The organism is Salinibacterium sp. SWN139 (assembly GCF_015864625.1).
Taxonomy (GTDB): Bacteria; Actinomycetota; Actinomycetes; order Actinomycetales; family Microbacteriaceae; genus Rhodoglobus.
This window is the reverse complement of the sequence record NZ_JADYWV010000002.1, coordinates 523,689-548,542: the sequence shown is the minus strand read 5'-3', so window position 1 is coordinate 548,542 and position 24,854 is coordinate 523,689. Positions and strand designations below refer to the sequence as shown.

General features: G+C 60.5%; 17 protein-coding genes, 1 tRNA gene and 1 other RNA gene. 9 read left to right on the top strand and 10 right to left on the bottom strand.

All coding sequences use genetic code 11. From position 1 onward, the window contains the following. Positions 1–114 precede the first annotated feature (114 nt). Both I6E74_RS07785 and I6E74_RS07780 read right to left on the bottom strand, forming a co-directional pair. Positions 115–3,048, bottom strand: a complete 2,934-nt coding sequence (locus I6E74_RS07785) for a bifunctional [glutamine synthetase] adenylyltransferase/[glutamine synthetase]-adenylyl-L-tyrosine phosphorylase (RefSeq protein ID WP_197124485.1) — start codon at positions 3,046–3,048, stop codon at positions 115–117. Between the two features lie 13 nt (positions 3,049–3,061). After that, a complete protein-coding gene (locus I6E74_RS07780; protein WP_197125243.1) occupies positions 3,062–4,399 on the bottom strand; it encodes a glutamine synthetase family protein in 1,338 nt (445 codons plus the stop codon). A gap of 152 nt (positions 4,400–4,551) precedes the next feature. On the opposite strand from I6E74_RS07780, the gene panB reads away from it, so the two are divergent. Further along, positions 4,552–5,382, top strand: coding sequence for a 3-methyl-2-oxobutanoate hydroxymethyltransferase (panB, locus tag I6E74_RS07775; protein WP_197109873.1), 831 nt, complete (start codon positions 4,552–4,554; stop codon positions 5,380–5,382). A gap of 42 nt (positions 5,383–5,424) precedes the next feature. Here the strand turns inward: panB and I6E74_RS07770 are convergent, their stop codons facing one another. Continuing rightward, positions 5,425–5,592 (bottom strand): methionine aminopeptidase, encoded by a 168-nt coding sequence (locus I6E74_RS07770; RefSeq protein ID WP_197105765.1) that lies wholly within the window; start codon positions 5,590–5,592, stop codon positions 5,425–5,427. Positions 5,593–5,641: 49 nt separating this feature from the next. On the opposite strand from I6E74_RS07770, the gene map reads away from it, so the two are divergent. Genes map through I6E74_RS07755 form a run of 3 tightly spaced genes read left to right on the top strand, consistent with a single transcriptional unit; the run spans position 5,642 to position 8,005 of the window. Next, positions 5,642–6,508 carry a type I methionyl aminopeptidase gene (map, locus tag I6E74_RS07765; protein WP_197124483.1) on the top strand — a complete coding sequence of 289 codons (867 nt, stop codon included), beginning with the start codon at positions 5,642–5,644 and terminating at the stop codon, positions 6,506–6,508. 37 nt (positions 6,509–6,545) lie between these two features. Next, entirely contained in the window at positions 6,546–7,298 is a 753-nt protein-coding gene (gene ppgK / locus I6E74_RS07760) for a polyphosphate--glucose phosphotransferase (protein ID WP_197124481.1), read from the top strand. After that, positions 7,295–8,005 carry a VIT family protein gene (locus I6E74_RS07755; RefSeq protein WP_197124480.1) on the top strand — a complete coding sequence of 237 codons (711 nt, stop codon included), beginning with the start codon at positions 7,295–7,297 and terminating at the stop codon, positions 8,003–8,005. The genes ppgK and I6E74_RS07755 overlap by 4 nt, the downstream gene beginning before the upstream one ends. Positions 8,006–8,069: 64 nt before the next feature. Here I6E74_RS07755 and rnpB read toward each other — a convergent pair. The 7 genes from rnpB to I6E74_RS07720 form a co-directional block, all read right to left on the bottom strand. Then, positions 8,070–8,441, bottom strand: an RNA gene (rnpB, locus tag I6E74_RS07750) — RNase P RNA component class A. 31 nt (positions 8,442–8,472) lie between these two features. Continuing rightward, the gene (locus tag I6E74_RS07745) at positions 8,473–9,219 is read right to left on the bottom strand and encodes a zinc ribbon domain-containing protein (RefSeq protein ID WP_231604841.1); all 747 of its coding nucleotides are present in this window, start codon (positions 9,217–9,219) and stop codon (positions 8,473–8,475) included. 24 nt (positions 9,220–9,243) lie between these two features. Continuing rightward, the gene (locus tag I6E74_RS07740; protein ID WP_197124479.1) at positions 9,244–10,062 is read right to left on the bottom strand and encodes a Nif3-like dinuclear metal center hexameric protein; all 819 of its coding nucleotides are present in this window, start codon (positions 10,060–10,062) and stop codon (positions 9,244–9,246) included. Positions 10,063–10,071: 9 nt separating this feature from the next. Then, a complete protein-coding gene (locus I6E74_RS07735; protein WP_197124478.1) occupies positions 10,072–16,029 on the bottom strand; it encodes a cytosine permease in 5,958 nt (1,985 codons plus the stop codon). 209 nt (positions 16,030–16,238) lie between these two features. Continuing rightward, a complete protein-coding gene (locus tag I6E74_RS07730) occupies positions 16,239–17,627 on the bottom strand; it encodes a pyridoxal-dependent decarboxylase (RefSeq protein WP_197124477.1) in 1,389 nt (462 codons plus the stop codon). Between the two features lie 126 nt (positions 17,628–17,753). Next, positions 17,754–17,826 (bottom strand) — tRNA-Val (locus I6E74_RS07725). A gap of 75 nt (positions 17,827–17,901) precedes the next feature. Next, positions 17,902–18,378, bottom strand: coding sequence for a redoxin domain-containing protein (locus I6E74_RS07720; protein WP_197124476.1), 477 nt, complete (start codon positions 18,376–18,378; stop codon positions 17,902–17,904). A 179-nt stretch (positions 18,379–18,557) separates the two neighbouring features. Between I6E74_RS07720 and aceE the strand changes: the two genes are divergently transcribed. The 5 genes from aceE to I6E74_RS07695 all read left to right on the top strand — a co-directional run bounded on the left by aceE (position 18,558) and on the right by I6E74_RS07695 (position 24,814). After that, complete coding sequence (aceE, locus tag I6E74_RS07715) at positions 18,558–21,284, top strand: pyruvate dehydrogenase (acetyl-transferring), homodimeric type (protein ID WP_197124475.1); 2,727 nt, start codon at positions 18,558–18,560, stop codon at positions 21,282–21,284. A gap of 126 nt (positions 21,285–21,410) precedes the next feature. After that, the gene (locus I6E74_RS07710) at positions 21,411–22,484 is read left to right on the top strand and encodes a CdaR family transcriptional regulator (RefSeq protein WP_231601162.1); all 1,074 of its coding nucleotides are present in this window, start codon (positions 21,411–21,413) and stop codon (positions 22,482–22,484) included. 92 nt (positions 22,485–22,576) lie between these two features. Further along, on the top strand, positions 22,577–23,497 hold the full coding sequence (locus tag I6E74_RS07705) for an ACP S-malonyltransferase (protein ID WP_197124474.1): 921 nt from the start codon (positions 22,577–22,579) through the stop codon (positions 23,495–23,497). After that, positions 23,494–24,498 carry a beta-ketoacyl-ACP synthase III gene (locus tag I6E74_RS07700; RefSeq protein ID WP_197124473.1) on the top strand — a complete coding sequence of 335 codons (1,005 nt, stop codon included), beginning with the start codon at positions 23,494–23,496 and terminating at the stop codon, positions 24,496–24,498. The genes I6E74_RS07705 and I6E74_RS07700 overlap by 4 nt, the downstream gene beginning before the upstream one ends. Positions 24,499–24,565: 67 nt before the next feature. After that, positions 24,566–24,814 carry an acyl carrier protein gene (locus tag I6E74_RS07695; protein WP_197124471.1) on the top strand — a complete coding sequence of 83 codons (249 nt, stop codon included), beginning with the start codon at positions 24,566–24,568 and terminating at the stop codon, positions 24,812–24,814. Positions 24,815–24,854: the final 40 nt, after the last annotated feature.

Below are 24,854 nucleotides of genomic sequence, written 5' to 3'. Positions count from 1 at the left end.
GGGGACGCTCAGTGGCACCACAAGTGGTTACAGGTTTAACACGCCCGTAACATTCGCAGTGGTTTCAGGGCAGCCTGTGCCTCTGGCAGGAACAGCGCGAATATGCCTCAGGCGTTACGACCGCGGCACATTAGCGACGCCGTAAAAGCGGCGTTCGAAGACGCGTCGAGCACGCCGTGTGGCACGCAAATAGTCCTCTTCGAGCTTGCTCGCTGAGCCCGGTGGATATTCGAGCATGCGGGCGACGCCTTCAAGTTGAAGTCGATCTGTGGGTAAGACATCCGAGGTCTTCGAGGTCCACAGCGTGATTGCCGACCGTGCGCGGGAAGCGAGAACCCACGCTTCACGGAGGCGAGCCGCGTCAGAGGCGGTCACGAGCTTCTCAGCGACAGCGGCATCCAAAGCATCGAGAGTCGAGGTCGTGCGCAGTCCCTCGACTCTGGCACCGTGCTGGAGTTGCAAGAGCTGCACGAACCATTCGACGTCGCTGAGCGAACCCCGGCCAAGTTTGAGGTGGCGGGACGGATCGGCGGCCTGAGGAAGACGCTCAGACTCCACGCGCGCCTTAATCCTTTTGACCTCACGCACGTCCTGCGGCGAAATCACGGAGGGGTAGCGCACGCGGTTGGCGAGTGCTTCGAAATCGGTGAGCAATGCCGCGTCGCCGGCAACGCCACGGGCACGCAAGAGCGCTTGGGCTTCCCACGTGAGCGACCAGCGGGCGTAGTACGCGGCATACGAATCGAGGGATCGCACGATGGCGCCATTCTTACCCTCGGGGCGGAGGTCGAGATCGAGGTCGAGCGGAAGCTTTACGTCCTCAGTGATGCGAGTGAGTCCCTTGGCGAGCTTGTCGGCTCGTTTGGCAGCTTCTTCGTTAGTACCGTCCGTCGCTCGGTAGACGTACATGACATCGGTATCGGAACCGAAACCTGCTTCGGCTCCCCCGTAACGGCCCATGGCAATAATCCCGAACTCGATTCCGTCAGGTTCTGGACGGAGAATTGCCAACGCTCCTTCGAGCATCATCGTTGTGACATCGCTGAGTCCGCGCCCCAGCTCTTGAATCGTGGTCATCCCCACGATTGAGCCGATAGCCAAACGTAAGATCTCACGGCGACGGGCCGTGCGCAACGCCTTGGCCGCGGCATCCTCGTGCCCTTTATGCCTCGCCACAATGGCCCGGGCTTCGTCTTGCAACACCGCAAGAGAACGCGGCTTGAGCTCTTTGTCGTGTTCCAGCCACGCAGCGGCTTCAGGAATCCGCTCGAAAAGCCCGCCCACATATTTGGATGCCGAGAGCACATGAGTCAGTCGCTCTGCGGCCCCGGACGAATCACGAAGCATCCGCAAGAACCAGTACGCCTCACCGAGAGCTTCGCTGAGCCGGCGGAACGCGAGAAGCCCATAGTCAGGATCCGCGCCATCGGAGAACCACTGCAGCATCACGGGAAGCAGAGCTTTCTGGATGGTGGCCCGGCGCGAGACTCCCCCGGTGAGCGCCGCAATGTGCGCTAACGCCCCCTTGGGGTCGAGGAAGCCAATGGCGGCCAGTCGAGCGACTGCTTGCTCGCTAGAGAGTGCGAGCCCTTCCTCGGGCAGTGCGGCCACAGCCGAAAGCAAGGGTCGGTAGAAGAGGCGCTCATGCAGTCTGCGGACCGCGATCTTGGTGCGCTGCCACTGTTCGGTGAGGTCTTTCGCACTCGTGGCGATACCGGTCGCACGCGCAAGTACCCGAAGTTCATCTGGATCGCGCGGCATGAGGTGAGTGCGGCGCAGTCGGGACAATTGGATGCGGTGCTCCAGCAGCCGGAGAAAACGATAATCGCGCGCGAACTCGCCGGCTTCGGTACGGCCGATGTAGCCGTGCTCAGCAAGCGCGATGAGAGCGCGGAGACTCGAGGTTTGACGCACGCCTTCGTCGCTTTGCCCATGAACAAGTTGCAGCAATTGCACAGTGAATTCAATATCGCGAAGCCCACCAGGGCCAAGCTTGAGTTGCACATCTCGTTCCTGCGGCGGAATGTTTTCGGTGACGCGCTCGCGCATCCTCTGCACCGATGCCACGAAGTTTTCGCGGGACGCGCTCGACCAGACCAGCGGGGCAACGCCCTCAATGTAGCGGCCACCCAGTTCACGGTCTCCCGCAAGCGGTCGCGCCTTCAGGAGAGCTTGAAACTCCCAGCTCTCTGCCCAACGGTCGTAATACGCCAGATGTGACTCAAGCGTGCGCACAAGAGCACCGTCTTTACCTTCGGGGCGAAGGTTGGTGTCAACTTCCCACAGCGCTGGTTCAACCGTGAGGTCCTGGATGCCGCGGATGGTTTGCACCGCCAGAGGCGTAGCGATCGTCACGGCACGGTCGGCACTTATGCCATCAGGTTCCGTGACGAAGATGACGTCAACATCCGACACATAATTCAGTTCACGCGCGCCGGCCTTGCCCATACCGATGATGGCAATTCGGGTTGCGGCGATATCGGCTGCCGGATAATTCACCGAGCGGCGAGCGACGGAGAGTGATGCTTCAAGTGCGGCACCCGCCAAATCAGCCAACGCCATCGCCACTCGGTCGACGGCTGCAAGCGGATCTTCTTGCGCAAGATCCCACGCAGTCAGTTTCGCGAGCTCTCGGCGGTAGCGCACCCGCAAAGCAACCCAGGCGTCTTCGCCCTCGAGACCGTTGGTGACTTCGGTGAGGAGCTCAACGTATTCTTCGGGCGAGTAGGGCTGCGCAATGGGTGAACACATCGCGTCGAGTTCTTGCGGATGCCGTACGAAGAAGTCGCCAAGCCCTGAAGACGCGCCAAGCACCCGCACCAGTCGCACGGCCGCCTCGTCATTAGCCAACACCGGGTTGAGCTGCTGCGGGGACCCCTCAGAGAGCTCCACGACAAACCAGAGGGCTTGATCGGGGTCCGCGGCGCGCGAAAACAGCGCTGCAGGCACTTCGGTGCGGTCGAGCGCGAGAAGACGCTCTCGGGCCTCGCTGAGTTCCAAGAAGCCCAGTTTGGCGAGTTCGGTGAGAGTGTATGGCGACGTCGACATGGTGACGGAGGGTCTAGAGGATCTCTAGGCTGCTCTCCAGTTCGTAAGGGGTGACCTGTGCGCGGTAGGCCTTCCACTCGCGACGCTTGTTCAGCAGCACGAAGTTGAATACCTGCTCGCCGAGCGTCTCCGCAACAAGCTCGGAGTTTTCCATGATGCTCAGCGCGTGGTTGAGGTTCGACGGAAGCTGCTCGTAGCCAAGCGCACGGCGTTCGTGCTCCGAGAGGTCACCCACAGCATCTTCGGCTTCGAGCGGGAGCTCATAGCCTTCCTCGATGCCCTTGAGCCCCGCAGCGAGCAACAGAGAGTATGCCAAGTAGGGGTTCGCCGCCGAGTCGAGAGCACGATATTCGATACGTGCGCTCTGCCCCTTGCCCGGCTTGTACAACGGAACGCGCACGAGTGCCGAGCGGTTGTTGTGGCCCCAGGTAACGAAACTGGGCGCTTCGTCGCCGCCCCAGAGGCGCTTGTAGGAGTTCACGAACTGGTTCGTCACCGCCGTGATCTCGGGGGCATGCTTGAGAACGCCAGCCATGAACTGGCGGCCGACCTTAGACAGCTGGTAGTGACCGCTCGCATCGTAAAACGCATTCTGGTCGCCTTCGAAAAGCGACATATGGGTGTGCATTCCCGAACCGGGCTGGCCAGACATCGGCTTCGGCATGAATGTCGCGTAAACACCCTGCTCGATGGCGACCTCTTTGATCACGGTGCGGAACGTCATGATGTTGTCTGCCGTGGTGAGGGCGTCGGCGTAGCGAAGGTCAATCTCGTTCTGGCCAGGGCCAGACTCGTGGTGGCTGAACTCCACCGAGATACCGAGGTCTTCGAGCATCCGCACCGAACGGCGACGGAAGTCGTGCGCCGTGCCGCCAGGAACGTTGTCAAAGAAGCCAGCGGAATCAACTGGCTGCGGGCTGCCATTCTTGAGCTTGCTCGACTTGAGAAGGTAGAACTCGATCTCAGGGTGAGTGTAGAACGTGAAGCCGCGCTCGGCCGCCTTCTCGAGGGTGCGCTTGAGCACATTGCGAGGGTCGGATGCTGCGGGCTGGCCGTCGGGCGTAGTGATGTCGCAGAACATGCGGGCAGTGGGATCGATCTCTCCACGCCACGGCAGAATCTGAAAAGTGGTGGGATCTGGGTGCGCGAGCATGTCTGCCTCGTACGCACGAGTGAATCCCTCAATGGCGGAACCGTCGAAGCCGAGGCCCTCAGCGAATGCACCTTCGATCTCCGCGGGAGCAACGGCAACGCTCTTGAGCGTTCCTACAACATCCGTGAACCAGAGTCGAACAAATTTGATGCCACGTTCTTCAATTGTGCGAAGAACGAAATCGCGCTGCTTGTCCATTGACATTAGTGTTCCTCGATCCGTGCTTTGCCGCGAGAGTGCGACATCGATTCTGCCGCTCTAAGGGTACTTGTTCCTTAGGGTCTCTGCAGCGCACTCGCCGCCGCAGTAGCCCAATTGAACCCTGCGTCGGTGTCATTAGACTGGCGGACATGACTGACTCTGCCGCTGCTGAAGCCCAAGCCAAGCTCAAACGAGTTCGCACTCGCCATTTTCAGACGGCGAAAGAGAACGGAATCAAGATTGTTGGACTCACCAGTTATGACCAGCTGACTGCGGGAATCTTCGACGAGTCAGGTATCGACTTCCTACTGGTTGGCGATTCCGCTGGCAACAATGTCTATGGCTACGACACCACCCTGCCCGTGAGCATCGATGACCTGATCCCCCTGACGCGCGCCGTTGCCGGCGCTGTCACGCGAGCCTTTGTTGTGGCTGATATGCCCTTCGGATCCTACGAAACAGGCTCCGAGGAGGCCCTACACACCGCGTTCCGCTTCATGAAGGAAACGGGGGCACACGCCGTGAAACTTGAAGGCGGTGTGCGCAGTGCCGAACAGATCCGACGCATCGTGGACGCCGGTATCCCCTTGATGGCTCACATCGGGTTCACTCCCCAGAGCGAGCACGGCCTCGGTGGCCACGTCATTCAAGGTCGCGGAGAAGGGTTTGAGCAACTGCTCGCCGACGCTCTCGCCGTTCAAGAGGCCGGCGCCTTTGCTGTCGTGCTCGAGATGGTGCCAGCGGATGCCGCCGCCAAGATCACTGAAGCACTGTCGATTCCGACGATCGGCGTTGGCGCAGGCCCACACGTTGATGGGCAGCTTCTGGTCTGGACTGACTGGGCGGGCCTTACCAAAGGACGCATCCCGAAGTTCGTTAAGCAGTACGCCGATTTGCGTGCAACGCTCGCGGGCGCTGTTGACGAGTACCGCGCCGATGTCGCTGCGGGTACATACCCGACAGAGGAGCACTCCTACTAGGAGTCCCCTCGGCCGGGAACGGTCCCGGAATACTCCGAGCCTTTAGTCTTCAGAATCTTCGCTTGCCCACTTGCGTGCGCGCTCCGCGATAATTTGCGGGGCGTGTTCTGCTTGAGCCCGAGTATCGAATGGGCCATCACGATCTACGGCTAGCGACTGCGGTCCTTCTTCGACTTCGCCGGTCTTGTGGTTGTACCACCATTGCTCCATGCGGTTCGTCCCTTCGTCGTGAGCAAGGCTACGCCGTTAGACTGCTGAAATGCCTCGGAATAACTCTGGTCACCTCGTTCCGGGAGTAATCCCACCTCAACTTGCCGTTCCCTCGGCTATAACCCGCCCCGAATACGTGGGCAAGAAGGCGCCGCGCACCTTCACTGGTTCGGATGTCTACACCGCCGAAGAAGTCGACCGCATCCGCGCGGCAGGAAAGATTGCGGCTGGCGCCGTCGAAGCGGTTGGTGCGGCGATCGCACCGGGCGTCACCACCGCGCAACTGGATCAGATCGCTCACGAGTACATGGTTTCCCGCGGCGCATACCCCTCGACCCTCGGCTACCGGGGCTTCCCCAAGTCGTGTTGCACGAGCATCAACGAAGTAATTTGCCACGGCATTCCTGATGACACTGTGCTCCACGACGGCGACATCATCAACATTGATATCACCGCCTACAAAGACGGTATGCACGGCGACCTCAACAAGACTTTCCTTGTCGGCAACGTGTCGGAAGAGGCTCACAATCTGGTTGAGCGCACCCAGGAAGCCCTCAACCGGGGAATCAAGGCCGTTGCCCCCGGCCGCCAAGTCAACGTTATCGGGCGAGCCATTGAGTCCTATGCGAAGCGGTTTGGGTATGGCGTGGTTCGCGACTTCACCGGGCACGGCGTTGGCCGTGCCTTCCACACCGGTCTGATCATCCCCCACTACGACTCTGCGCCACAGTTCGACGATGTTATCGAGGTAGGCATGGTCTTCACGATCGAACCCATGCTCACGCTCGGCTCCCACGATTGGGATTTGTGGGCTGACGACTGGACCGTCACCACCCGCGACAAGAGCCTGACCGCTCAGTTTGAACACACCATGGTTGTCACCGAACGTGGCACCGAAATTTTGACCCTCCCGTAATACCCTGACGCTCCCTAACCACGAGAAAGAGGACAGCATGACTCAGGCTCTAGGAATCGACATCGGTGGCACTGGCATTAAGGGCGCCATCGTCGACACGGACACCGGCAAGCTGGTGAGCGAACGCATGAAGATCGCGACGCCCAAATCGGGCAAGCCTGACGCAATCGTGAAGGTCGTCATCGAACTCATCGAGAAGCTCGGCGGGATTCCGGAATCCATGCCAGTAGGCGTATGTTTTCCGGCAATCGTTCGTAACGGTAAGACAATGTCCGCCGCGAACATCTCCAAAGAATGGATCGGCCTGGAGGCTGAGGCTCTCTTCGAGAAGGCTCTCGGCCGCGACATCCATTTCGTCAATGATGCGGATGCCGCTGGCGTAGCTGAAGTACGCTACGGCGCCGCGAAAGGCGTTCCCGGTCTGATTCTGCTGACCACGCTAGGCACGGGCATAGGCAGCGCGCTCATTTACAACGGAACCCTCGTGCCGAACTCTGAGCTTGGTCATCTCACTATCGGGCGGCGGGATGCGGAAAAGGGTGCCTCTTTCTCGGCAAAGGAACGGCAGCGCCTCAGCTGGAAAGCCTGGGCAAAGCGTCTCCAGCGCTATTACACGCACCTTGAACTGCTCTTCTCGCCCGACCTCTTTCTGGTCGGTGGCGGTGTTTCAAAGAGCTACGAGAAGTTTTTGCCGCTGCTCAAGCTAAAGACCCCTATCGTGCCAGCCAAACTACGCAACAACGCTGGCATCCTCGGCGCTGCAGCACTCGCGGTGAAGGAACAGCAATGAGCTTCCATACGAATGAACCGCACTCCGGTGATATCGCCGGACGTCTGAACTGGCTCCGTGCCGGGGTTCTTGGCGCGAATGACGGCATCGTCTCGGTTGCCGCCATCGTCGTCGGTGTAGCGGGAGCAACATCCGCTATCGCTCCCCTGATCACCGCCGGAGTCGCCGGACTCGTCGGCGGTGCCATCTCGATGGCGCTGGGCGAATACGTCTCTGTGAGCAGCCAGAGTGATAGCCAGCGGGCGCTCATTGAGAAAGAGCGTCGCGAACTCGCCGAGATGCCAGAAGAGGAACTCGCCGAGCTTGCGGCTATTTACGAAGCCAAAGGAATCAGTGCGGAAACAGCCCAACGTGTAGCCGAGGAACTCACAGAACACGACGTTCTCGCAGCCCACCTTGAAGCAGAACTCGGCATAACCGAGCACGCCGTCGTGAGCCCGTGGGAAGCGGCGGGCGCATCCGCCCTAGCGTTCACGATCGGTGGAGTGTTGCCCCTCGCCGCCATCTTGCTCGCGCCTGAACCCGTCCGCGTGCTCGCGACCTTCATCGCCGTGTTGACCGCCTTGGTGATCACCGGAGCGCTGTCGGCCCGTGTCGGCGGCAACAGTTGGGTACGACCAACGCTACGAATTGTGATCGGCGGAGCGCTCGCGCTCGCCACAACGTTCCTCATCGGTACCCTGTTGGGCACGTCGGGAGTCGTCTAGAGCTGCTGCTCTAGGAACACCAGTGTGAGCCGAGCGCCGCTCGTGGAGCGAAGCCTAAGACTGAGGAATGGGCCGGCTAGTACGCCGGGTTCTGTTCACACGAAATCGAAATCTCATGCTGGACGGTCATCTATCTACGATGTACGTTGCCGCACACCTCTAGCGATCTACCCGAAGACTCGGCGAGCAGCCTTAGCGTCTTCTGTCTGATCTTGCTCCGGACGAGGTTTACCTAGCCGACCGAGTCACCCCGGCCGCTGGTGGTCTCTTACACCACCGTTTCACCCTTACCCCAGGCCAAAGCCCGTGGCGGTCTGCTTTCTGTTGCACTGTTCTCGCGGGTTGCCCCGGGTGGGTGTTACCCACCATCCTGCTCTCTGGAGCCCGGACGTTCCTCGGTACCCTTAACGGATAACGCGACCGTCTTGCCGACCCATTCGACCTCAAGCTTAGCCTTCAGAAAGGGCTTAGAGTCCCGACTCGTTCGTGCGCACGAGAATGCCCTCGCTGCTGGCGCACATGATTACGGCGTCGGGCGCTGCGGCACGGATCTCTTGCATTTCGTTCTCGAGCAGCTTTACACCGGACGCCAGTGAGACTCCGCCACGCAACAACGAAGCACCGACGCCATAACGCTCACGCTGGCGTTCGTAGAGCGCCAAGAGATCGTCGGGGATGGTGGTCTGCAAAGCGGTACGACCGGTGCGCGTCGCGCCCAGCTCCGTCTCGATCACGACAAGAGCCTCATCGCGGCTTGCCTCCAGCTCAGCAGCCTGAGTCCGAAGATTGTCGGCCTGTTCCGCAAGGTTATCGACGACCTTCTGCTGCGCTTCGAGCTTCTCCATAACCGCGAGCTCAATGTCTTCGAGGTTGCTCAATCGGGTGCGCAGCGCGGTAAGTTCCTGCTCGAGCGCAGCGACATCCTTCGCCGACGAACTAGCGTCCAGGCGCGAAGTGTCCCGAGCAATGCGAGCTTCTACCACGGTGACATCCGACTCAATACGGCTCATCTCGAGCTCAATATCTTCTTTGATCCCACGCTCTTCGAGCATCGTCAGCTGAAGCTTGTCGCGGTGCTGCTTCAGTTCGGTAAGTTTTTCGTGCTCAGGAAGCTTCTTCGCACGGTACTCCAACTGGGCGATCTTCGTGTCAAAGGCCTGCAGGTCGAGGAGCAGCGCTTGGTCAGCGGGGCTAGCGGTCAATGCCATAGTCATGTTTCTCTCTGTATACCGGTGTGCTTACTGCACAACCGCAAAATCCCAAGGGTCGGTGCGCAATTCGCTCACCGTAATCGTTACGTCTGGTAGCAATGCCCGCAACTCTTCGGCTGCAGCGTCGAGCCACAACCATTCACTCGCCCAATGCGAGACATCGATCAACGCCGGGCCATTCAGAAGCCGAGCATTCTCACGAGCTTCAGACGCCGGATGATGCCGCAGGTCACTCGTGATGTAGACATCCGACGCCAACACGGCAGGCTCGTTCAAGTATGCGTCACCCGCTCCCCCACACAACGCCACCGATTGAACGAGTTGATCAAAATCGCCAGCAACACGCACTCCGGTAGCGGTAGGCGGGAGAATTTCTGCGATGAGGCGAGCAAGACGCCCGAGCGTCATTGGCTCCGGCAGTTGCCCCGTGCGGCCAATGCCGCGATCCGGAGTCTGACCGGCGACGATGGGGGCGATCGACGACAAGCCGAGCTTGGTGGCGAAGCGACCCGACGTTCCGGTTTCTACGACATCCGCGTTCGTGTGTGCGGCCAAGAGAGCGCACTCAGCACGCACAAGCTTGGTCAACACCGCTCCTTTGTAGCGGTCGCTGGCAATCGAAGTAACCCCGCGTAAGAGCAACGGATGGTGTGTGATGAGCATGTCCGCGCCACTATCGATCGCCTCGTCAACGGTGTCCATCACGGCATCTACGGCGAGAGAAATCGTGGACACCGGGGCGTCGAGGTCTCCTGCGACTAACCCCACGGCATCCCATGACTCGGCACCGGATGCGGGCCAGAGCCGTTCGGCCGCGGCAAGGACATGAGCGACAGTAGTAGACACGCGTTCAGTCTAGGCGGGACGCGGTGCGCGCTCAGGCTGCTCGGCCTCTTGACGGCGAATCGCGGGAATACCTGCCACCAGCGGCGTCAGGATTCCGAGGCCAAGCGCGACGAGCACACCGAGGTCGGTTCCTGCGAGGTCAGAACTCAGATCAATGCCGAGTGCTGTGAAGCCGTAACCCTGCCACGAAAGCCAGCTGATCGTCGCACTCGTCAGAGCGAAGCCGATCACCGAGATCACGATGTAAGCGCCGAGGTTGACCCAACGAACATCGGCATAGACGCCACCGCGGGCTAGGAGCCCAGCGCTGTCGAGCTTGCGAGTGCGAATCATCGTTTCAGAGGCGAAGATGCCAGCCCACGCAGCGGTAGGCACAGCGAGCGTGGTTGCGACATCCCGGAACAGTTCATTGATGCCACCATCAACGCCGAACGCGAACAGGATGCCAAGAGCACCCAGCACGACTCCAACGATCACGATCGACCATTGGCGCGGCACGCGCACCCCAATCGCCTGGAGCGCGAACCCACCGGAGTAGAGGCTCAGCGTGATACCTGAAAGCAGGCTCAGCGCGGCAGCCAACAGCAGCGGAATGGGGTACCAGCTCGGCAGCAGAAGCAGCAGCGTGTCGAGCGGAGAAGCGAGGAACCCGCGAGCAATCGCCGGGTCGGATGCGGCAAGAAGTGCACCGTATGCGATCAGCACGAAGGCGGGAAGCGCCGCACCGAACGTTGCAGACAGCATCGACGCGGGGCCGCTCGACGACGGACGCTGGTAGCGAGCAATGTCGGCACCGCTGTAGGCCCAGACCAAACCGAGGAAGCTGAAGACAAGCACGGCACCGGTTACCGTCAGCAACCACGAACCATCAGGAGTCGTGAGCGCCTGCGACACGTCGATGTACTGAGCAGTGAAGCCAATGAGGCCAACAATCAGTACTCCCGAAATGATGCTCAAAATCAACTGGATGCGCGCAAACAGCGGGTAACCCGCGAACGCAATCACGAGTGCAATAAGGAAGGACAATGCCAGGGCGATGAGAAGCAGTTGCCGGTCACCGAGACCACCATTGAGGTCAGAGCCGACCAGCACAATCGCGACCGACGAAGCCAATACCCACAACAGCACTGCTCCCCAGAAGAGTCGCGCCACGAGAGCGACGACCGAGGGCGCAATGTTGCCGAGGAGACCAAACGTTGATCGCGAAACCACCATTGTTGGCTGACCACTGCGCTTGCCGGCAAGAGTCGTGAGGCCCAAAGGAATGAATGAGAGCGCAACACCGGCGAGAATGGCGACGATCGACTGGCGAAGGCTCATCCCCACGGCGAACACTGCAGCACCAAGACCGAGGCTCACAATGGACGAGTTTGCAGCAAACCAGAGCCAGAAGAGACGTGCAGCATGACCGATGCGACGGTCTACCGGAGTCGGCTCAAGACCGCTCTCTTCGAGGCTGAACACGCGCTGAGCGGTGGGAGCAACTTCATCTAGACCGAGCGGCTGCTGAGCCACCACAGCGGTCGAATGAGCAACAGGCTGCGGCATCGAGTCAACAGGAGCAGCCGCAGCGCTCGTTTCGAATGCAACAGGTGCAGCGAGAGGTGCCGGAGCGCCGGTCGGCGCTGGCTGAGACGCGAGCGAAGCGCCAGCAACAGCGGCACCGCCAAGAATCGCGGTGCCCGTCGCTCCAGCAGCGAAGGGAATCACATCGTCTTCACTGTCATCGTCGTCATCACTATCGAGAACGGCAGCGTCCGCGGGCGCAGTACTGACATCAGCACCGAGTGCAGCAGTGGAAAGCTCAGCCGGGTACGACAGACGGTCGCTGTCGTCGACAGCCTCATCCGACTCTGAATCTTCTACTCCAGCTTCGAATGCGGCCTGGGCGACAGGCATCGAGCCGGTCTGCACCTCCGAGAGTGGATCGCCTTGCAGCGGCGGCGCTGCGTTGGCGAGAAGTGCCTGCAACGGGTCAACATCAGCTTCATCAGCGTCGGAATCGATGTCCGCGTCGACAATGTCGTCGGTCTTCAGTAGATCATCAAAGCTGATGGCCTCGGGGGCAACATACTTGGGTGTTTCGCTCGAGGCAAAGCTGAACGCTGCAGCAGAATCCGCTGGGGCTGCTTCGACGGCGACGTCAGCGGCCGTGTCATCAGGACTAGTTTCAACAACCGGCTCGGGTGTCACAGCAGACATTTCTGAGAAATCCTGGTCGGGCGATTCCTCAGTTGCAGCCGAAGCCAACGATGTTTCAGGGGCGATCGGAGCGTCCGCTTGGAGATCGAACGCGAAGGGTGCGTCGTTTTCCGGGGCGGCCGGCTCGGCAGCCGAAGCCCCAGAATCAGCAGCGCCAGTGTCACCGGAGGTGACCTCTGCCGGCGGCGGGGCAAATCCGAAGTCACCGAAGGAGACATGCTCATCCAAATTTGCACGTGGAACGCTTGGCGCAACATCCGGCTCTACAAGGGCTGGCGGAGCAAACTCGACCTCGTCGTAGTCGCCATCTTCATCAGCCGGGAACTCGGGTGCTGACTGAATATCGAAAGCAGTCGGCGCCGCGAAGACTTCAGGCACGGCCGGCGCTGCGGGAACCTCTGGAACTGAAGGGGCTTCGGCTGCGGCTTCGGGAACCTCAGGACTATCACCCAAGCGAAGGAAGCCGGAGTTGGCATCGGACTCAGAAGGTGCTGGCTCGGATGCTAGCTCAGCAGGTTCTGCTGCAGCGTCAGGTTCTGCCGGCACTTCAGCAGCAGGTGCTTCTGGGGTTACGTGCGCTTCAGGCGCAGCGGGAGCAGCGGGTGTTTCGGACTCGACTGCGGGAGCGGCGAATGATTCTGCGGCCGGCGCAGCGGGAACCGAAGGCTGCTCAGGGACATCGCCCACCGCAGGAAGGCTGAGTGACTCGGTCGGATCTGCGTGAGCGGCGAAGGGAATTTCGTCGTCGAAGTCAGCCGGAGGCGACCACGATTCGCTGGGTGGCGGAACATCCCACGCGGGCAATTGTGCTGCGGCCGCAGCAGGTGCTGGTGCTGGGGTCGAATCTTCCGGCACCTCGGCGAGAGCATCCGGTGTCGCGCTCGCGGTTTCGGGCGTTTCAGGCTCGGGCTGAGCTACCGCCTGATCTGCGGACTCTGCCTGAGGCGCGACTGGTGCGGGAGTCACATCCGCTGCTGCGGCAGCTTCATCTCGCTCCACGACATCAGCAAATTCAGACCGAACTTGCTCGATAACCTGATCGGCGACAGGGCCACCTCGAGAGCGGAACGTGGTTTCCCACTCACGGTATTCGCGAGCTTCTTCTTCACGCAAACGCAACTGAGCTTCGAGAACCTCAATGACGCTCAGCGTTCCCGTTGACTGACTCTCGGGGCTATCAGCCCAGTTAAGAATGTCTTTGTCAGCCATCGAACGGCGGGTGGGAGGCGTAGGAACGTCATCCTCTGTCGCAGTTTCTGCAGCCGCTGGCTGTTCTTCGGCAGCAGAGTGTTCTTCGGAAACTATCGCCTGATCCGCCAGAGGAGCGATTGGGGCCGCGGGGATCTCATCCGCCGCGGGAGCTGGTTCCGCGACCGGTGTGAAGGACGCTTCCGGAGCGAAGCTCGAGACGAACGGTGCTGCGGGAGCGGGACTTGCCTCGACTGTTTCGGCCGGCTCTTCTGGCGTTGCAGATTCTTCTGGCGCGGCAGATTCTTCTGACGCGGCGGGTTCTTCTGACTGAGGGAACTCAGCGACCGGCTCCACCGCGACATCTGACGCGGGGGCGGCTATGTCAGCAACCGCCTCGGAGATGATGGGGGCATCCAGCGGCTCAGGAGCAGCTCGAACTTCTGCAGTCGCAGGAACCTCTGGAGTCGCAGGAACAAAGTTGTCGAATGTCTCTTCGGCTTCATCCGAAACCGGGGCAGGCTGCTCTACTGGTACCGGGAACTCGGCCGGTGCTGCCAGCTCTTCTGACGGCGCGATGAATGATTCACGGTGACCGAAGAGCGATTCTGCGACGGCTGGTTCGGCTGGTTCGGCTGATTCGGCTGATTCGGCTGATTCGGCTGGTTCCGCAGAATCGTCGGTCGCTGCCTCGTCGGAGAAGGTCCGAGCAGGCGACTCGAGAACAGAGTCTGCTGCCGGAGCGGGGAAGAAATCGTCGAGAGGCTGTTCGGCGACTGGCTCGGACGCCGTTGCGGTGGTCTCGACCGGAGCAGCGGGCTCGTTGAGCCCAACCGGAGCAAAAGGCTCGGCGGACTCTACTGGCTGAGCGGACTCGGCGGACTCTACTCGCTGAGCAGGCTCGGCGGGCTCTACTCGCTGAGCAGGCTCAACGGGCTCAGAATCGAGCGCGCTAGCGTGTTCGCTCGTCGTTTCCGACTCTGCCGGCAGTTCTGGTGCCGCAGCGGAGTCGGGCTCGATCGCAGATTCGGGAGCGGGCGGTGCAAGAAACTCGCTCGTCGTAGGCTCAGCCGAAGTCTCGGGAGCAACGGCGGCCTCTCGAAAAGCTGCGTCAAGATCAAAAGCAGCAACGCTCTCGACCGGTGGCGCACTTGCGGCCTCCGGTGCTTCTGTGGTGTCAGCTTCGCGACCGATAGGTGCGTCCGCAACAGGTGCCGCAGTATCAGCGCCAGCATCGCTGTCGGTGTCGGTGTCGGTATCGGTGTCGGTGCCGACATCAGTGACAGAGTCGTCGCTCTCGACATCCGAATCGTTGGTCGCGGCAGGGAGCACGTCATCGAGCGAAAGGAATCCGTCGCTGCCGAGGCTCGGCGCGTCTACGACTGCCGGTGCATCCTGGCCATCGAGGTTCCACATCGGGGCACCATCGATGACGTCCTCCACTGGAAGCGGAGCTTCTGCCGCAGCCTGCGGTTCGACGGGCGTGGGTTCAGGAGCAGAACCCTGCACGTTGGGTTCGAGTGGTCCGAGCTTCCAAATGTGGTTCGCGGGCGCATCCGATTCAGCTGAAATCGGGTCGGAGCTGTCACCGGCAACCGGGGACACTTCAGCCCAGGGTGCGTCTCCAAACGGTGAGTCGTCCGTGGCTGCGTTAGTTGCTTGCGGCTCTGGTTCTTGCGTACCAAAGAGCGATTCGAAGCTGAATTCTTCGGAATCGTCTTCAGAGTCAACTGCGCCGAGATCAAAGGCACCGAGATCGTGATCGTAGTCAGTTGCCGCTGGCATGACGGGCTCAGAAACAACGGGAGCAGACTCGATCGGGGCAGACTCGATCGGGGCAGACTCATCCGGCGCGAAATCAACCGCTGCAGGAGCCACGATCTCGTTCTCGACGGCCTCCGCCTCGACCGCTGAAGGCTCGATCGGCGTGGGCTCACCGGCAGCTGCGGCTTCGCCCGCTGCGAGAGCGGCGGCTAGTGCATCGTTCTCTGCGTCTACTGCCGCAGCCTGAGCTTCCATCTCCTCAGGTGTGCGTCGTCGAGAAATGCGCGAAGCAAAAAAATCGGGTGTCGTGTAATCGGCCGGAATTTGGTACGGGTCATCATCGTCGTCGTCGTCGTGAGACGCAGCGGACGGTGAAGCGGGCTGTTCTGCATCGCTACCGCTCGGCGCATCAAGTTGCGAAACGGCCTGCGTTGGGTCAGGAGCAGGCGCCATTGCCCACGGGGGCATGCCTTGGTCGAGTGCGTCTGCGACGTCGGAGCGCTGGAACTCTTCATTGAGATCAATCGGCGCAAAACCCGACGTGCCTACGGGCGGCGTGGGCGGCGTGGCAGAGTCTGCGGGCGGCACAACCGGCTGGGACGCGTCTGCGTTGAGCGCAGCATCCAGATTAAATATGCCCTCAGTGGATGCTTCGCTCAGGTCGACAAGACCGTCAGCGGTCGTGTCGGGTGCCGAATCTGAACCGGAAGAAGTACCGGTTGCAGGCTTCGGGAAAGGTAGTTCGAACTCATGCTCTGAAGACGTTTTGTCGTTCGCATCGTTCGCGTCGTCAACGTCGTCGTGGAATGCCATGCACAAATTCTAAGGCGATACCAATGTTTTGCGGGTATGCCGAGCCGTACTCAGAACAGATACTGCAACAAATATGAGGGATATGCCGATCCAGAAGACTGCGGTTTGCCCCTCTCCCCCACTGTGGCCGCGCCGATGAACGCAAACGGCCCGACTCTGAATGCTGCAGTTGTCGACATGGTCCGCGCGCATCGCCACGGAACCGAGCGTCAGTGCAGGCCGCGAAAAAGAGACAGAATCGCGGAAGCGCTTCGCGAAACGTCTTCTGCTGAAGTAGCCCAGTTGGTGACCGATACGCGCATCGCGGCGTGGCCGTTCCACGTTGTTCCGCTCACCCAGCAGGTTCCTTCTTTTTGAACTCCAGCCACCACCGCCCGCGTGATGTCATCATCGTTGGCGAAACGCACCAGCACCTGGTTCAGAACAACATCGTTCAGTATCAGCACTCCGGCATCCTGCCCCAACAACGCAGCCATTTGCCGAGCTCGTGCGCAGCCACGATTAATGAGATCGGCAATACCGTCGAGCCCGAGTGTGCGCAGAGCCGCATAAATGGGGATCGCTCTCGCCCGTCGCGAAAGTTCAGGAACCCAATCGATCGCATCCCGCTCAACTCCGTGAGTTTGGATGAGGTATTCAGCCGACGACGTCATCGAGGCACGATGATCCGCCGAGTGCCTCACAATCGCGAGCCCGCTGTCGTAGGGAACGTTCAACCACTTATGCGCATCCGTCGACCAAGAATCTGCGAGATCGATTCCATCCGCGAACGGGGCGAGCTCTGCGCTCGCTCGTGCCCACAAACCGAATGCTCCATCGACGTGCAGCCACGCGCCGGCATCCCGAGCAATCTGTGCAATTTCTCTCACCGGGTCGAAGCACCCGCTATTGACATTGCCGACTTGGGCACAAATGATCGTCGGCCCGTCGAGCGTCGCCACAAGATCGCGCAGACGATCCGCACGCATCCGTCCTTGACCATCAGATTCAACGACATTCAGTGAACGAGTGCCGTACCCGAGATAACGAAATGCAACATCAATGGTGATGTGAGCCCCTGCCCCCACCACCAGATTCACGTGCGGCGCCCCCGCAACGCCGTCGAGTTCGACATCCCACCCGACGCGCCTCAACACGTTGTGTCGCGCCGCTGCAAGACACGTGAAGTTCGCCATTTGGCCGCCGGTAACAAAACCGACAGAGGATTCACGCGGGAGATCGAGCAGCTCCAGCATCCATTCGGCAGCAATTTCTTCTATCGCTGCCGAGAACGGTGAGATCACATGGATGCCGGCATTCTGATCCCAGGTCGACACGAGCCAGTCTGCGGCGAGGGCGACCGGTTGCGTGCCACCGATCACGAAGCCGAAGTACCGCGGTGAGCTACATGCCGTCATGCCGACATCAGCCTGACTCGCCAGCAGATCGATGACGGCCGAGGGGTCCTCTCCCGACACCGCAAGCGGTGTGCGCAAGTTCGCCATCATCTCGTCGCGACCGTGCCGACTTCCGACATGTCGCGTGGCTAGTCCGTGGAGATAGCGGGTGGCGTGATTGCGTGCCGTGTCCAGCACAGGATCCAGTGACTCATTCGACATGATGTCCCACCTCGCAAGGCGACGTCGACCCGAGTGTATCGACGTCAATCGTGCACGGATCATACCGCTGAAAACGGCCGGAAAACGAAGAAAACCCCCGTCAGTGACGGGGGTTTTCTGTTGCGGTGGGCCCTACCGGGATCGAACCGATGACATCCACGGTGTAAACGTGGCGCTCTACCAGCTGAGCTAAAGGCCCGCAGCGACGCAATGCGAAGCAGCGCTCGATAATGTTACACGGCTTTTGACGACCGATTGCACACACCCACAAAATCTATGAATCGGCGGCGGAAGTGAGCGCCACAATTGCGTGCTCGTAGTCAGAAAACGCTCGCGGCTCCCCCAACGCAGACTCGATAACGCTCTGCACTACACCGTTGTGATCGATGAGAAAACTCGCTCGACGAGCAAATCCCTTGTCCTCCAGAAACACCTCGAACTGCTTCGCGACCGCGCCATGAGGCCAAAAATCCGACAGCAGCGAGAGGCGGAAGCCCGTGTCATCCGACCACGCCCGCAGCGTAGCCACAGAGTCAACCGAAATCACCACAACTTCGACTCCCGCGCTGGCTGCGATGTCATGCCAGTCGTTAAGCTGGGCGACCTCAGCGGCACAGACCGGCGAAAATGCGAGAGGAATGAAGACAACGAGCACCGCACGCCGCGAAAGCAACTCCTGCAAACTGACCGTCTGCCCGTGCTGATTGCGCAACTCGAAATCGGGCGCAACAGCCCCTCGCGTGATTGTCATACGAAACCCTCCCCCAGAAAACCGTTCAAATTCCCCACAATTGCGGGAGAAATTGGCCCGGTTCGAATCTTGCCGCATTCGACAACTAGAATCGATGGGCGTAGTCGATCCCATCACATCCGCAACCCGGTAGTGCCTCGACTCGCACGACTCTGTTCTCTACACGAAAGAGGTCAACGGTGACGGTAAACGACCAGGACCCATACTCGGTAACCAACACCGATAAGGACCCGGAGGAGACCGCCGAGTGGAACGAATCACTCGACTCCCTCGTTGCAGCACAAGGCCACGAGCGCGGTCGCGAGATCATGCTCAGCCTTCTCAAGCGTTCTAAAGACTTGCACCTTGGTGTGCCGATGGTTCCGACAACGGACTACATCAACACCATCGCCAAAGAAGATGAGCCCGACTTTCCGGGTGACGAAAAACTCGAACGACGCTACCGTGCGTGGATTCGCTGGAATGCCGCGATCACTGTGCACCGCGCACAGCGTCCCGGTGTCGGCGTTGGCGGACACATCTCGACGTACGCGTCGTCTGCTGCCCTCTACGAAGTAGGACACAACCACTTCTTCCGTGGTGCAGACCACGAATCTGGTGGAGACCAAATCTTCTACCAGGGTCACGCCTCCCCCGGCATGTATGCTCGCGCCTTCCTCGAAGGTCGCATGAGCGAAGACCAGCTGAAGGGCTTCCGTCAAGAGAAGTCACAGGCACCGAATGGCATCTCGAGCTACCCGCACCCGCGCCTCATGCCGGAATTCTGGCAGTTCCCCACAGTCTCGATGGGTCTCGGTCCGATCAACGCGATCTATCAGGCCCAGAACAACAAGTACATCAGCAACCGTGGCATCAAGGATGTGTCAGAGAAGCAGGTCTGGGCATTCCTCGGTGACGGTGAGATGGACGAGGTCGAAAGCCGTGGCGCCCTTCAGTGGGCAGCCAACGAGAAGCTCGACAACCTCAACTTTGTCATCAACTGCAACCTGCAGCGACTTGACGGCCCCGTTCGCGGTAACGGCAAAATCATTCAGGAGCTCGAGAGCTTCTTCCGGGGTGCCGGCTGGAACGTCATCAAGGTTGTCTGGGGCCGCGAGTGGGATGACCTGCTCGCCAACGACACTGAGGGCGCACTACGCGACCTCATGAACCGCACTCCCGACGGCGACTACCAGACCTACAAGGCAGAGTCTGGCGCTTACGTTCGCGAGAACTTCTTCGGTCGCGACCCGCGCACGCTCAAGATGGTTGAACACCTCTCGGACGACGATGTGTGGAACCTCAAGCGTGGTGGCCACGACTACCGCAAGGTCTACGCCGCGTTCAAGGCAGCCAGTGAGCACAAGGGCCAGCCGACGGTCATCCTCGCGAAGACGGTCAAGGGCTACGGCCTCGGCCCCAGCTTCGAGGGCCGCAATGCGACCCACCAGATGAAGAAGCTCACGCTCGACAACCTCAAAAAGTTCCGCGATGAAATGCACATCCCGATTACGGATGCCGCGCTCGAAGCAGATCCGTACCAGCCCCCGTTCTACCACCCGGGTGAAGACGATGAGGCCATTCAGTACATGCAAGAGCGCCGGCGCGAACTTGGCGGCTATGTGCCTGAGCGTCGCACTAAGTACACGCAGCTCGAGCTTCCCGAAGCAAAGACCTATGACGTCGTCAAGAAGGGCTCCGGCAAGCAGGAGATCGCCACCACCATGGCCTTCGCCCGTCTGCTCAAGGACCTCCTGCGCGACAAGTCCATCGGTAACCGCATTGTGCCGATCATCCCGGATGAGGCACGCACATTCGGCATGGACGCCTACTTCCCCACAGCGAAGATCTACAACCCCGCCGGGCAGCACTACACCTCGGTAGACCGCGAGCAGTTGCTGGCCTATAAGGAGAGTCCGCAGGGCCAGATCGTGCACGTTGGCATCAACGAAGCAGGAGCATTTGCTGCTTTCACGGCCGTCGGCACTTCCTACGCCACCAACGGTGAGCCGCTTATCCCGGTCTACGTCTTCTACTCGATGTTCGGGTTCCAGCGCACGGGCGATGCCATGTGGGCTGCCGGCGACCAGATGGCGCGCGGTTTCATCATGGGCGCCACTGCCGGTCGCACGACACTGACGGGTGAGGGACTGCAGCACGCTGACGGACACTCGATCCTGTTGGCATCCACCAACCCCGCAGTGGTGAGCTACGACGCTGCGTACGGCTACGAGCTCGGGCACATAGTGCGCGCGGGTATCGAGCGGATGTACGGCGGCAAGCACGAAGACCCCAACGTCATGTACTACCTGACCTTGTACAACGAGCCACTTGTTCAGCCTGCTGAGCCGGAGAACTTCGATGTCGAGGGTGCGCTGAAGGGTATTTACCACCTGTCGTCGCCGACTATCACTGGCCCTAAGGCTCAATTGATGGCATCCGGTGTCGCAGTGCCGTGGGCGCTCGAGGCTCAGCAGATTCTGGCCTCAGAGTGGGGCGTTGCAGCCGATGTCTGGTCGGTTACATCCTGGACCGAGCTTCGTCGCGATGGAATTGCTGCTGAAGAGCACAACTTCCTTTACCCCAACGAAGAACCTCACGTTCCCTACGTCACGACAAAGCTCGCGGATGCCAAGGGCCCGTTTGTTGCCGTCACCGACTTCATGCACGCGGTCCCCGATCAGATCCGGGCGTTCGTTCCCGGCGAGTTCGCGACTTTGGGTGCTGATGACTTCGGTTTCTCAGACACACGAGCTGCTGCACGCCGCTTCTTCAAGATCGACAGCCACTCGATGGTCGTTCGTACTTTGGAGATGCTCGTGAAGCGCGGCGAGATGGATCCTGCTGTTCCGGCTCAAGCGATTGAGAAGTACAGCCTTCACGACGTCAACGAAGGCACCACCGGTTCTGCCGGCGGCGAAAGCTAGGTCGCAACCATTCCCCCGGTACAAAAAACTAAGGCGCAAACACTCGCCTGGTTACGTGTCATCACGGGCGAACTCTCGACAGCAACGCTCAAGCGGCTTGAGGACACGCTGCCCTGGTATAGCAAAATGCCACCAGGGCGGCGTTCCGCTGTCGGCTTAGTTGCTCAGGCTGGCATCACGAGCTTCATTAGCTGGTTTGAAGACCCGACGACGACGCCGTGGATTGCGGCGGACGTGTTTGGGGCTGCCCCGCGAGAACTTTTGCGTTCAGTTTCACTGCAGCAAACGCTTCAACTGATTCGGATCGCCGTCGAAGTTGTTGAAGCGCGCGTGAAAGCGGATGACGACGTCTTGCGGGAAGCGATCCTGTTGTACTCGCGGGAAATCGCGTTTGCCTCGGCAGATGTCTACGCTCGTGCGGCAGAAGCTCGTGGACTCTGGGATGCCCGCCTTGAAGCCCTCGTCGTGGACTCGATTCTGAGTGGCGAGTACGACAACGAACTTCCGAGTCGCATCGCGGCGCTGGGATGGAATGGTCACGGCGAGGTCTGTGTCCTCGTCGGAACGTCTCCACGCCAGCTCGACGTCGATCAGCTTCGGCGAACAGCTCGTCATCTCGACGCTGACGTTCTCATCGGGGTGCAGGGCAGTCGACTCGTGCTCGTTATTGGTCGCGCAGCTCCCCGTTCAGAAAAGGCGGAAGATGCTGAGCCCCTGCCGTTCATCACGATCGCCGAGCAGCTCGAGCCGGGATTCGGAAGCGGGCACCTTGTGCTCGGGCCAGAAGTGCCGAGCTTGGTCGACGCCTCCAAGAGCGCAAAAGCTGCTCTTGCCGGCTTTGCGGTAGCGCGCTCCTGGCGCAATGCGCCTCGACCGACTATGGCCGACGACCTGCTGCCGGAGCGCGCGTTCGCGGGTGACCCGTTGGCACGGTCGACTCTCATCAACAAGATCTACAAACCGCTTCAGGCACACTCGACCGATCTACTGACGACTCTGTGGTGCTACCTCGACAATGGTCGCTCTCTTGAAGCCACTGCTCGCGAACTCTTTGTGCACCCCAACACGGTGCGCTATCGCTTGAAGCGAGTCAGCGAAGTGATTGGCTGGGATGCGACTGGTGCACGGGAGGCGTTGATTCTGCAAGCGGCCCTCATCGTGGGGTCCATTTCTGATCCCGAGCCGGGACGCGCCCGCTAACTATCCCGCTTTGGTGAGTTCACACAACGATCCCTCCAAGCTTTGGTGGGCTTATCCAAGCGATTCCGACGAAAGATTGGCAGACTAGCTAAGTGATTGTTGTAGTAGCGCCCGGACAGGGCTCCCAGACCCCCGGTTTTCTCGAGCCATGGCTCGAAGATTCCTCTCTGCGCGACCAACTCGGCGCGATCTCAGAAGCCGCCGGCATCGACCTGATCGCCCACGGAACGACGTCGGATGCCGACACCATCCGTGACACCGCAGTCGCTCAGCCGCTCATCGTCGCCGCTGGACTACTCACGTTGAGCGCACTGACGGCAGGCGATCGCCGCAAGCACATCGGTGCGGTCGCTGGACACTCGGTCGGCGAGATCACGGCTGCCGCGGCATCCGGAATCCTCTCCGAAAGCGACGCGATGCGCTTTGTCGTCGAGCGTGGTGCGGCAATGGCTTCTGCCGCCGCGCTGGAATCCACGGGCATGTCCGCCGTCATCGGCGGAGACGAAGAGGCGCTGCTTGAGCGTCTTGCCGAGCTGGGACTGCAGCCAGCGAACTTCAACGGTGGCGGACAAATTGTTGTTGCCGGAGCGCTGGATGCTCTCGCGAAGCTCTCCGAAGACCCCCTCAAGGGAACGCGGGTTATTCCGCTTCAGGTCGCGGGAGCCTTCCACACCCGCTACATGCAACCAGCTGTCGCCCACCTCGAGACATTCGCTGCGACCCTCACGGCACACGACCCCACAGTGCCGATCTACACCAACCGCGACGGTTCGCTCATCGAGAGCGGGTCACACTTCGTCGATCTCCTCGTGGGGCAGGTGTCGTCGCCGGTTCGTTGGGATCTCACGATGAACTCACTGGCGGATGCCGGCGTCACCGGAATTATTGAACTTGCGCCCGCTGGCGCTCTTGTAGGCCTCGCCAAGCGGGGACTCCGGGGCATCCCGGCCGTCGCCGTGAAGACACCAGACGATCTATCCGCAGCATTTGACCTGATGGAGGCCAACGCATGACCGCACCCACCCTCACCCAGTCCGCCGGGTCACAGTTCACCAAGATTTACAGTTATGGCGCTGCCCGCGGTGACCTGATTGTGGACAACAATCAGCTCGTCGAAGCAATCGACTCGAGCGATGAGTGGATTCAGCAGCGCACCGGCATGATCACCCGCCGTCGCGCGTCAGCGGGCATCCTCGCGGTCGATCTCGCCACAGATGCCGCTCGCGAAGCGATTGAGAAGTCTGGCGTCGACCCGTCGGAGATCGACCTCGTCATCATCGCGACGATCAGCAATGTTCTGCAGACACCCTCGATGTCTGCAGTTGTCGCCGACCGCGTGGGAGCCAACCCCGCCGCGGCGTACGACGTGAATGCTGCCTGCGCAGGCTTCAGCTACGCGGTCACTCAGGCTGATGCTTTGATTCGCGCGGGAGCGGCCAAATACGCCCTCGTGATCGGCGCCGAGAAGCTCTCTGATCTTGTCGATCCCACCGACCGCAGCATCTCGTTCCTTCTGGCTGATGGTGCCGGCGCTGTCGTTATTGGCCCGAGCGACACCCCTGGCATCTCGGCTCCGGTCTGGGGCTCGGATGGCTCGAAGGCTGACGCGATCAAAATGAACGCAACCCTCGTCGACTTCCGCGAGGGCGAAGCAGCGTGGCCGACCCTCCGCCAAGAGGGCCAGACCGTTTTCCGTTGGGCAGTCTGGGACATGGCAAAGGTTGCCAAGGAAGCTTTGGATGTCGCGGGAATCACCGCAGAAGACCTCGCTGCGTTTATCCCTCACCAGGCCAACATGCGCATCATCGACGAGTTCGCGAAGCAACTGAAGCTGCCCGAGTCTGTAGTGATCGCTCGCGACGTTGCTGACATGGGCAACTCGTCGGCAGCATCCATCCCGCTCGCGACACACCGTCTGCTCGAAGAACACCCCGAATTGAGCGGCGGCCTCGCCCTTCAGATCGGTTTTGGCGCTGGTCTCGTCTTCGGCGCGCAAGTAATCGTTCTGCCGTAGTACCCCGCTCGACGCGGCTGCTGGCCTACACTGGCTAACGGTCAATTTACATCCCAAGGAGAAAAACATGGCACTGTCCACTGAAGAAGTTATGGCCGGATTGGCTGAGCTCATCAACGACGAGACCGGCATTGCGACCGACACTGTTGAGATGGGCAAGTCGTTCACCGATGACCTCGACATCGACTCCATCTCGATGATGACGATCGTTGTCAACGCCGAAGAGAAGTTCGACGTCAAGATCCCCGACGAAGAGGTAAAGAACCTCAAGACCGTCGGTGACGCAGTGAACTTCATCACCAACGCTCAGGCGTAACACCCGCTCGACGTGGATGGCCAACCGCACTGGATGCGGT

Bases quoted from the DNA above. Each gene is read 5' to 3' on its own strand.
- ppgK (WP_197124481.1), top strand. From the start codon at position 6,546: ATGACTCAGGCTCTAGGAATCGACATCGGTGGCACTGGCATTAAGGGC.
- I6E74_RS07780 (WP_197125243.1), bottom strand. From the start codon at position 4,399: ATGGACAAGCAGCGCGATTTCGTTCTTCGCACAATTGAAGAACGTGGC.
- map (WP_197124483.1), top strand. From the start codon at position 5,642: ATGCCTCGGAATAACTCTGGTCACCTCGTTCCGGGAGTAATCCCACCT.
- I6E74_RS07745 (WP_231604841.1), bottom strand. From the start codon at position 9,219: ATGACTATGGCATTGACCGCTAGCCCCGCTGACCAAGCGCTGCTCCTC.
- panB (WP_197109873.1), top strand. From the start codon at position 4,552: ATGACTGACTCTGCCGCTGCTGAAGCCCAAGCCAAGCTCAAACGAGTT.
- I6E74_RS07720 (WP_197124476.1), bottom strand. From the start codon at position 18,378: ATGACAATCACGCGAGGGGCTGTTGCGCCCGATTTCGAGTTGCGCAAT.
- I6E74_RS07770 (WP_197105765.1), bottom strand. From the start codon at position 5,592: ATGGAGCAATGGTGGTACAACCACAAGACCGGCGAAGTCGAAGAAGGA.
- I6E74_RS07710 (WP_231601162.1), top strand. From the start codon at position 21,411: ATGCCACCAGGGCGGCGTTCCGCTGTCGGCTTAGTTGCTCAGGCTGGC.
- I6E74_RS07695 (WP_197124471.1), top strand. From the start codon at position 24,566: ATGGCACTGTCCACTGAAGAAGTTATGGCCGGATTGGCTGAGCTCATC.
- I6E74_RS07700 (WP_197124473.1), top strand. From the start codon at position 23,494: ATGACCGCACCCACCCTCACCCAGTCCGCCGGGTCACAGTTCACCAAG.
- I6E74_RS07735 (WP_197124478.1), bottom strand. From the start codon at position 16,029: ATGGCATTCCACGACGACGTTGACGACGCGAACGATGCGAACGACAAA.
- I6E74_RS07730 (WP_197124477.1), bottom strand. From the start codon at position 17,627: ATGTCGAATGAGTCACTGGATCCTGTGCTGGACACGGCACGCAATCAC.
- I6E74_RS07755 (WP_197124480.1), top strand. From the start codon at position 7,295: ATGAGCTTCCATACGAATGAACCGCACTCCGGTGATATCGCCGGACGT.
- I6E74_RS07785 (WP_197124485.1), bottom strand. From the start codon at position 3,048: ATGTCGACGTCGCCATACACTCTCACCGAACTCGCCAAACTGGGCTTC.